Below are 8,605 nucleotides of genomic sequence, written 5' to 3' on the forward strand. Positions count from 1 at the left end.
GGCCGCGGCCGGCCGGGCGACGGGCGCCGGCGGCGCGGGCCGCGGCAAAGGCGCCGCCGGGGCGGCGAAGCAACTGCCGTCCTTGAGGTCGCAGGCCTGGCGGCAGGCGAGGCGCTCGGCCACGGCCTCGCGCTCGCTCTTGCGCAGCGTGTGGTCGATCTTGCGGCGCTCGCCCTCGCCGCTCGGCGGGGTGGCCAGCAGCGCGCCCAGCGACCACGCCAGCGAGGCGCTCGCGTAATCGTTCTGGCAGCCCGCGAGGCAATAGTTCTGGCGCTCGATGCAACTGGCCGCGGCGGACAGGGGCGCCTGCTGCCAGGCGCAGCTCGCGCCAAGGAACGCCATCGAGGTCAGAACCGTGCAGCGCACGACGGCGCGCGGGAGGCGGAATGTGATCATGGAATCCTCGGATGAAAAGGAAAATCTGGTAGCCGGCACAATTGCCTTTCAGCACTCGTTACGGTATATCACCCTTCTTTGCCCCCTCACCTGCGCTAACTCAAACTCAAACCTGCGCCGCCAAGCCGTCGGCGATCGCGGTGTACACCACGCCGCAGCGTTTGCTTTCGCGCAAATCTTCGTGCATCGCGACCCAGGTATCGAGCTTGACCGAGAACAGGTCCGGCAGCAGCCGCACCAGCTCCGGCTCGCGCGCGGCCAGCCCGGCCTGGCACACGCCGATGCCGTAGCCGGCCCGCAGCGCCGCCATCCGGGCTTGACCGCTGTCGGCGCGCAGGGCGAAGTCGTCGCGTTTGAGCTCGCCCAGCCGGTGCCCGAGGCCGCGGCTGAAGGCGGTCTCGTGGTCGACGCCGATCAGCGCGTGGCCGCGCAATTGGGCCAGCGTGGCCGGGGCGCCGCGCCGCGCCAGGTAGTCGGCGTGCGCGTGCAGGCCGAGTTCGACCGCGCCCACGCGGCGCGCGTGCAGGCCCTCCTGCTCGGGGCGCTGCAGGCGCACGGCGATGTCGGCCTCGCGCGGCAGCGGGTCGTGCATCCGGTTCGACAGCGCCAGTTCGATTCTGAGGTCGGGGTGCGCGCGGTGCAGGCGCGCCAGGATCGGCGGCAGCAGTTCGCAGCCGACCGTTTCGCTCGCGCTCACGCGCACGGTGCCGCGCGCACCCTCGGCCTCGCCGGTGGCGGCGCGCAGGAAGGCGCTGGCGGTGGCCGCGAGCGACTCGGCGTAGGGGCGCAGTTGGAGCGCCTGGTGGGTCGGCAGGAAGCCGTGCTGGGAGCGCGCGAACAGCGCGCAGCCGAGCGCCTGTTCGAGCGCGTCGATGTGGCGCCCCACGGTCGGCTGCGCCATGCCCAGTTCGCGCGCGGCGCCCGACAGCGACCCGGCCTGCAGAACGGCGAGGAAGGCGCGGTACAAATTCCATTCCGGTTCGGGTTTATCCATACAAAAATGCATAGCACCTGTATCAGTTCAACACCCGTGAATAGTACATGCGGGTGCGCGCCGATCCGCGTCAATGACGGCGATGTTTGCGATGGAACAAACCGGGGATGGGGCCCGCGGCGGCGGGCCCGGGGCTCAGCGCGCCTCGGCGGCGTAGGGGTCGGGGTAGCCGAGGGTCGACAGGATGTCTTTTTCGAGCTGCTCCATTTCGGACGCCTCGGTGTCGTCGTCGTGGTCGTAGCCCTGCGCGTGCAGCACGCCGTGCACGATCAGGTGCGCGGTGTGCTCCTCGAGCGTTTTTTTCTGTTGCGCCGCCTCCTGCTCGAGCACGTCGGTGCACAGGATGATGTCGGCCTGGGTCGGGGCGTCGTCCGCGATCTCCTCGCCCTCGTTGTAGGCGAAGGTGAGCACATTGGTGGCGTAGTCCTTGCCGCGGTAGTCGCGGTTCAGGGCGCGCCCCTCGTCGGCGCCGACGAAGCGCACGGTCAGCTCGGCCGGGGCGAACAGGGCCGCCTGCACCCAGCGCCGCACCTTCGGGCGCGTGATGGTGTGCTCGAGGCGCTCATCGGGATACTGTACCGCCAGCGAAAGCTTATTTTTTACGGGCATTTTTGGACATGGCAGGTTTGGGGAGGATCGACAGGTCCTGCAGCGAGGCGGCCGTCTCGTAGGCGTCGACGATGCGCGCGACCAGCGGATGGCGCACCACGTCGGCGCTCGAGAACTGGGTGAAGGCGATCCCGCGCACGTCGCGCAGCACGTGCACGGCGTCGATCAGGCCGCTCTGTTGGGACTTGTGCAGGTCGACCTGGGTCACGTCGCCGGTGATCACGGCCTTGCTGCCGAAGCCGATCCGGGTCAGGAACATCTTCATCTGTTCGACCGTCGTGTTCTGGGCCTCGTCGAGGATCACGAACGCGTGGTTCAGGGTGCGCCCGCGCATATACGCCAGCGGCGCGATCTCGATGACCTGTTTCTCGAACATCTTCTGGGTGCGGTCGAAGCCGAGCAGGTCGTACAGCGCGTCGTACAGTGGGCGCAGGTAGGGGTCGACCTTGGATGCCAGGTCGCCCGGTAGGAAGCCGAGCCGCTCGCCCGCCTCGACCGCGGGGCGGGTCAGGATGATGCGCTTGACGGCGTCGCGCTCGAGCGCGTCGACCGCGCAGGCGACCGCGAGGTAGGTCTTGCCGGTGCCGGCCGGTCCGACCCCGAAGGCGATGTCGTGCTCGAGGATCGCGCGCAGGTATTCGATCTGGTGCGGGGTGCGCCCGCGCAGGTCGCTGCGGCGCGTCTTGAGCACGGGGCTGGTCAGGTCCGATTCGCCCGGCGCCGCCGGCGCGCTGTTGGGCGCCGTTGCATGCTGATTCTGTTCAAGCGCGGGCGCCAGGCCCGAGCGCTGCTCGACCAGCGCCAGTTGCACCTCCTCGATCGGGACCACCTTGTTGGCGACCGCGTAGAAGCGCTCGAGGATCCCGACCGCGCTGTCGGCGTTGCTGCCGCTGACGATGAATTTCTCGCCGCGCCGGAAGATGGTCACGTCGAGCGCGGCCGCGATCTGGCGCAGGTTCTCGTCGAGCGGCCCGCACAGGTGGGCCAGGCGGGTGTTGTCGAGCGGCTCGGGGATGAAGTACGAAGGCTGGATGGGTGTTTTGGTTTTCAACTGGCTTTGGCAATCATGTCTGCGCCGGCGACGAGTTCGCCGCGCAGCGTGTAGTTAAAACTCTCGGTGATGCGGACCTCGGCCATCTGCCCGGGCAGGGTCGCGAAATGGGCGCCCGCGTCGAAATTGACGACCCGGTTGTTCTCGGTGCGCCCCTGCAGCTCGCGCGCGTCCTTCTTGGACGGGCCCTCGACCAGGATGCGCTGCACGGTGCCGACCATGGCCGCGCTGTACTTGCGCGTGTTGGCGTCGATCGCCGCCTGCAGCCTTTGCAGGCGCGCCAGCTTGACCTCGTGCGCGGTGTCGTCGGCCAGGCTGGCCGCGGGCGTGCCCGGGCGCTTGCTGAAAATGAAGCTGTAGCTGGTGTCGAAGCCGACGTCGTCGATCAGTTTCATCATCGCCTCGAAGTCGGCCTCGGTCTCGCCGGGGAAGCCGACGATGAAGTCCGACGAGATCGACATGCTTGGCCGCACCGCGCGGATGCGGCGGATGATCGATTTGTATTCGAGCCTGGTGTAGCCGCGCTTCATCGCGCCGAGCACCTTGTCCGAGCCATGCTGGGCCGGCAGGTAGAGGTGGTCCACCAGCTGCGGGATCTTGGCGTAGGCGTCGATCAGGCGCTGGGTGAATTCCTTCGGGTGGCTGGTGACGAAGCGGATCCGTTCGACGCCCGGGATCTCGGCCACGTACTCGAGCAGCAGTGCGAAGTCGGCGCTCCCGCCGCCCTCCATGACGCCGCGGAAGGCGTTGACGTTCTGCCCGAGCAGGGTGATCTCGCGCACGCCCTGGGCGGCCAGGCCGGCGACCTCGAGCAGCACGTCCTCGAACCTGCGCGAGACCTCCTCGCCGCGGGTGTAGGGCACCACGCAGTAGCTGCAGTACTTGCTGCAGCCTTCCATGATCGAGACGAAGGCCGAGGCGCCGTCGACCTTGGCCGGCGGCAGGTGGTCGAATTTTTCGATCTCGGGGAAGGAGATGTCGACCTGGGCGTCGCCGCTGGCGCGGCGCTCGCGCATGAGTTGCGGCAGGCGGTGCAGCGTCTGCGGGCCGAACACCATGTCGACGTAGGGCGCGCGCTTGATGATCGCCGCGCCCTCCTGCGAGGCGACGCAGCCGCCCACCCCGATCAGCAGGTCGGGCTTGGCGCGTTTGAGCTCGCGCAAGCGTCCCAGGTCGGAGAACACTTTTTCCTGCGCCTTTTCGCGCACCGAGCAGGTGTTGAGCAAGATGATGTCGGCCTCCTCGGCGACCTCGGTGCGCACCATGCCGTCGGACGCGCCGAGCACATCGGCCATCTTGTCGGAGTCGTACTCGTTCATCTGGCAGCCGAAGGTCTTGATGAATACTTTTTTCTGCATTGGGTTGCTTGCCATTGGGTTGCTTGCTTTTGCTGTGCGGGGTGGATGCTGTTGCTTTGCCAAGGCGGGACGCCAGTTTACCGCAAATACCGCAAAACGCGCCGAAAAACCGGGCGCCAAAGCCGATTTGGACCGGCACGCGGTGTCAGAAACACCTCTTTATTTGTGTAAACGCTCACCCCGCAAAAATTTACCGGCGGAAATTTATCCTTGCGAATCAGAGGCTTCCGCCGCAATCCTTCTGTACATACTCAAAAGTGAAAATGTCTTGCGTGCGCCACCAAATGGCCCCCTGTGTTGAAATGACTACGAGACAAGGTTTCCAAGCGATAGCTTGATATTCAACAAGGCCCACTCTGCGCTGGTCGGATGTACTAATGGCGTTTGGGGCTAATATTTGCTTAAATTGCAATATGTTGGAAGCGACACCGGCACCATTTCGCGGCCGGGCGCAATGTTCTGACCGGCGTGACGCGGCAACAAGCTCACCCACCGGTCGCGGCACTAGGCTGGTTTTTGGAAAACATTTTATTTAATCATGTTTAGGGCCGTTTTTCCGGGAACTTAGTAAGACGAAACATGGTCTTTAACTACGTTCGTACTGGAACTATTTCAACCACTCACACACGAGGAACATCATGGCACACCATGCTCTGGCATCACAGGAAAGTTATAACCCCAACCATCTGCTCGACATTCTGCTCGGCAAGATGCAACTTAAAAACGACGCGGCGCTGTCGCGCATGCTCGAGGTCGCCCCACCGGTGATCAGCAAGATCCGCCACCACCGCCTGCCGGTCGGCGCCTCGCTCCTGATCCGCATGCACGAGGTGACCGGCATGAGCATCCGCGACCTGCGCGACCTGATGGGCGACCGCCGCACCAAGTATCGCCTGTCGGACGCGCAGGGCCGTCCAAAGCCGGAGGAAAAAGCGCCCGATCCGGCGTCGGGCAATTATGCGCACTAGGCGCGCCGGCATGGCGGCGACGCTGTCATGCCACCACGCGCAGCATGGGGTGGCCGCAAGTTGCCGCGGCCGCCACTGCCCGGCATGAAGCCTTGTTAGGTTTTCAGGTCAGCAGGACTACCGATATTTCTTCGAATTGCTGTTCCGTTTCACGGAACACCTGCAAATAGGACTCCTCATCGAGTCCCAGCGCGGTCCACGAGACCGCGGAAACGGTAGGCACAAGGTCGTCCTGCTCGTTTGTGACATCGAGCGCGTGCACGATCGAATTGGCCACATGCACGATGGTCGCCAAAAATCCCGCGCCCGGAGCCTCCGGGTCGTGGTGATGCGCGATCGCGAGCCGCATCGTGTCCGAGAATTGCCAGTGTTCGGCCAGCGCCACGCCGGCCATCACATGGTCCACCCCCAAAATCCTGCGCTCGGCCTCGAGCAAGTCGCTGCCATTGGCGTGGCGCCACGCCATCGCGGCCGCATAGCGCTCCGGATACCTGCTCACCAGCACCAGCCGGCCGATGTCGTGCAGCAGGCCGGCGGTGAACGCGAAATCCTGGTTCACGCGCAACCGCCGCGCCAGCACCTTGGCGCAGGCGGCGGTCGCGATCGAATGGCGCCAGAACGCCTTGTGGTCGAAACCGGGGCAGCGCCCTTCGACGAAGCAGCCGGTCACGGCGGCGGCGGTGATCAGGTTGCGCGTGGTCTGGAAACCGAGGAAGGTGATCGCCTGCTGGATCGTCGTCACGCGCACCTGCAGCCCGTACACCGACGAATTGGCAAGGCGCAAGGTCTTGGCCGTCAGGGCCTGGTCGTGCGACAGTTTTTTGGCCAGCACCGAGATGTCGGCGTCGGCCTCGTCCAGGCTGCTGAGCAATTCCATGACGACCGCCGGCAGCGACGGCAGTTCGTGCAGGTCGTTGAGGATGTCTTCCGCTGTGAGGTGGCTCATTGCTCGGCCTCCGGCCCCAGCCGGTAGACTTCTATATAACGGCGCAGGGTGCCCGTGGCCCAGTCCCGCTGGTCGTCGATATCGTTCTTGCGGAACAGGTGGTCGAGCCGGCGCGCGAGCGCGCCTCGGTCGGGCGGCGCGGGCGGCGGCGCGCCCGGGATCGCGATCGGCAGCAGCTCGATGCCGTGGCGCGGCATCAGGGCGATCGTGGCCTCGCTCAGCACGGTGCCTTGCATCAACAAGACCTGCCCCTGTTGGTCGAGCAAGGTGTCCGCCAAGATCATGCCTGGCCTCAACTCGGCCAGCGGAAGGTGCTGGTAGCTTGCGCTCATCAAAGTCTCCGTAAGTAGTCGATCGGTGCGGGCTGGGGCCGGCAAATCGCGGGCCGGGCACCAGCGCCCCAGCGGCGCGCTGGGGGCAAGCCGGAGTTAAATTGATTAATGTATTGATCTTAACATTGCGCCATCGTCCTGTGGTGATTCCGAAAGTTCTTGTTGTTCCAGATTTCTTGCCAAGGGCCACCCCTTTGACGTACATTGGGACACCATCGTCAATCTGCCGGCGCATCCCAGAAAGGGCCCGATGTTCAGCATCCAAAGCCGCCTCAAGCTGCTGTTCGTGGTCATCGTGACGGTCGTGTTGGCCATTTCGGGGACCTGGTCGCAGCGTTCGCTCGAACGCGAGCTCGAAGGCAGCTACCAGCGCCTGCGCTACGGCGTGCTCACGCGGCTGCAGATCAGTCTGCCCTCGGCGCTGTGGGATCTCGACAAGACCAAGGTCGACGACATCGTCGAGGCCGAACTGCTGCCGCCCGAAGTGACCGCGATCCGCGTCTACGACAGCTCGGTCGGCCTGTTCGCGGGCACCATGCGCGCGCCCGACGGCACCCTGGTGCCGGTCGCCGCGCCCGCGCTCGCGCCCAAGGGCGACGTCTCGGCCGTGCTGACGCTGCAAAACGGCGCCGGCGGCGGCGCCCCGGTCAAGGTGGGGACGGTGGTGGTCAGTTTCAGCCGGGCCGGCATCGACGCCGCGCTCTCCTCGCAGATGATGCGCAAGATTATCGAAGTGCTGCTGCTCGACGTGGTGCTGATCCTGGCGCTGTCGCTGTCGCTGCGGGTCGTGTTCGCGCCGCTGCAGCAATTGCGCGAGAGGTTGTTCGAGCTGGCCACGCGCGGCACCGGCGAGGTCGAGGAATTGCCGGAGCAGCGGCGCGACGAGCTCGGCGAGGTGATCCGCGGATTCAACATGATCCAGCGCCGGCTCAAGTCGACCATCGTGCGCATCCGCGAGGCCGAGGACACCGCGCTGCGGGCCAGCAAGGAGGCCGCGCTCGCGCTCGACGACCTGCGCCAAACCCAGGAGTCGCTGATGGAGGCCGAACGGCTCGCCTCGCTGGGCAGCCTGGTGGCCGGCGTCGCGCACGAGATCAACACCCCGGTCGGCATCACGCTCACCAGCGCCTCGGTCCTCAAGGAGGCGACCGACAAAATCCAGGCCGCCGTCGCCAACGGCGGACTCAAGAAATCCGAGATCATGGGCTACCTCGACACGGCGTCCGAGAGCGCGACCCTGATCATGAACAACGCCTACCGCGCCGCCCATCTGATCCACAGTTTCAAGCAGATCGCGGTCGACCAGGCCAGCGAGGAGCGGCGCCGCTTCGGCCTCGGCGAGTACATCGGCGAAATCATCTCGAGCCTGCAGCCCAAGCTCAAGAAGGGCGCGCTCAAGCTGCACCTCGACTGCCCCGTCGATATCGTGCTCGACAGCTACCCCGGGGCCTTCGCCCAGGTCGTCACCAACCTGTTGCTCAACTGCGTGGACCACGCGTTCAAGGCCGACGTCAGCGGCCAGATCCGGATCGGCGCGCGGGTCGTCGGCGAGCAGGTCGAAGTGTATGTGGACGACGACGGGCTCGGCATTCCGCCCAATGTGCTCGAACGCGTGTTCGACCCCTTTTTTACGACCCGGCGCGGGCAGGGCGGCACCGGACTGGGCTTGAACATCGTCTACAACCTGGTGGTCAAGCAATTCGGCGGCGCCATCGCCGTCAGCAGCACGCCGGGGGAGGGCACCCGTTTCACCTTGTGCATTCCACGCGTGACGCCGGTGCAGGAGCGCAAGGCCGACACGGCGGCGGCGCGCGCCCACTCGGTCAACGCCGTGCGTTCACATTCCGTCAGCGCCGCGCGGGCGCAGGCGCCCGAGACCGTCGACAACGAGTGGGACGGCACTTAGTACAACATCCCTTAAATAAATTTAATAATTATTTGCTTGCAGGTA

10 protein-coding genes are annotated in these 8,605 nt (G+C 65.7%); 3 read left to right on the top strand and 7 right to left on the bottom strand.

The window, feature by feature from the left end; genetic code table 11:
• The 5 genes from C7C56_RS07370 to miaB form a co-directional block, all read right to left on the bottom strand.
• Positions 1–396 (bottom strand): hypothetical protein (locus C7C56_RS07370; RefSeq protein WP_219933117.1); only part of this gene is annotated, 396 nt, incomplete at its 3' end.
• Between the two features lie 106 nt (positions 397–502).
• Positions 503–1,390, bottom strand: coding sequence for a LysR family transcriptional regulator (locus C7C56_RS07375; RefSeq protein WP_106756808.1), 888 nt, complete (start codon positions 1,388–1,390; stop codon positions 503–505).
• Positions 1,391–1,525: 135 nt separating this feature from the next.
• A complete protein-coding gene (gene ybeY / locus C7C56_RS07380) occupies positions 1,526–1,999 on the bottom strand; it encodes an rRNA maturation RNase YbeY (RefSeq protein WP_106756809.1) in 474 nt (157 codons plus the stop codon).
• Positions 1,983–3,050 (bottom strand): PhoH family protein, encoded by a 1,068-nt coding sequence (locus C7C56_RS07385; RefSeq protein ID WP_106756810.1) that lies wholly within the window; start codon positions 3,048–3,050, stop codon positions 1,983–1,985. The genes ybeY and C7C56_RS07385 overlap by 17 nt, the downstream gene beginning before the upstream one ends.
• A complete protein-coding gene (gene miaB, locus C7C56_RS07390; RefSeq protein WP_106756811.1) occupies positions 3,047–4,408 on the bottom strand; it encodes a tRNA (N6-isopentenyl adenosine(37)-C2)-methylthiotransferase MiaB in 1,362 nt (453 codons plus the stop codon). Before miaB ends, C7C56_RS07385 begins: the two co-directional genes overlap by 4 nt.
• Between miaB and C7C56_RS28000 the strand changes: the two genes are divergently transcribed.
• Both C7C56_RS28000 and C7C56_RS07395 read left to right on the top strand, forming a co-directional pair.
• Positions 4,389–4,709, top strand: a complete 321-nt coding sequence (locus tag C7C56_RS28000; RefSeq protein WP_146204330.1) for a hypothetical protein — start codon at positions 4,389–4,391, stop codon at positions 4,707–4,709. The two genes, miaB and C7C56_RS28000, sit on opposite strands and share 20 nt — an antisense overlap.
• A 337-nt stretch (positions 4,710–5,046) precedes the next feature.
• Positions 5,047–5,376: a hypothetical protein gene (locus tag C7C56_RS07395; RefSeq protein WP_106756812.1), complete on the top strand. Its 330-nt coding sequence runs from the start codon at positions 5,047–5,049 to the stop codon at positions 5,374–5,376.
• 103 nt (positions 5,377–5,479) lie between these two features.
• On the opposite strand, the gene C7C56_RS07400 is transcribed toward C7C56_RS07395, so the two are convergent.
• Entirely contained in the window at positions 5,480–6,322 is an 843-nt protein-coding gene (locus tag C7C56_RS07400; RefSeq protein WP_106756813.1) for an HDOD domain-containing protein, read from the bottom strand.
• Positions 6,319–6,654, bottom strand: coding sequence for a hypothetical protein (locus C7C56_RS07405; RefSeq protein WP_181373059.1), 336 nt, complete (start codon positions 6,652–6,654; stop codon positions 6,319–6,321). Before C7C56_RS07405 ends, C7C56_RS07400 begins: the two co-directional genes overlap by 4 nt.
• A gap of 250 nt (positions 6,655–6,904) precedes the next feature.
• Between C7C56_RS07405 and C7C56_RS07410 the strand changes: the two genes are divergently transcribed.
• Positions 6,905–8,560, top strand: a complete 1,656-nt coding sequence (locus tag C7C56_RS07410; RefSeq protein ID WP_106756814.1) for a sensor histidine kinase — start codon at positions 6,905–6,907, stop codon at positions 8,558–8,560.
• The last annotated feature ends 45 nt before the right edge of the window (positions 8,561–8,605 follow it).

The sequence above is a fragment of the Massilia glaciei genome, from assembly GCF_003011895.2.
In the GTDB taxonomy this organism is placed as follows: Bacteria; Pseudomonadota; Gammaproteobacteria; order Burkholderiales; family Burkholderiaceae_D; genus Telluria_A; species Telluria_A glaciei.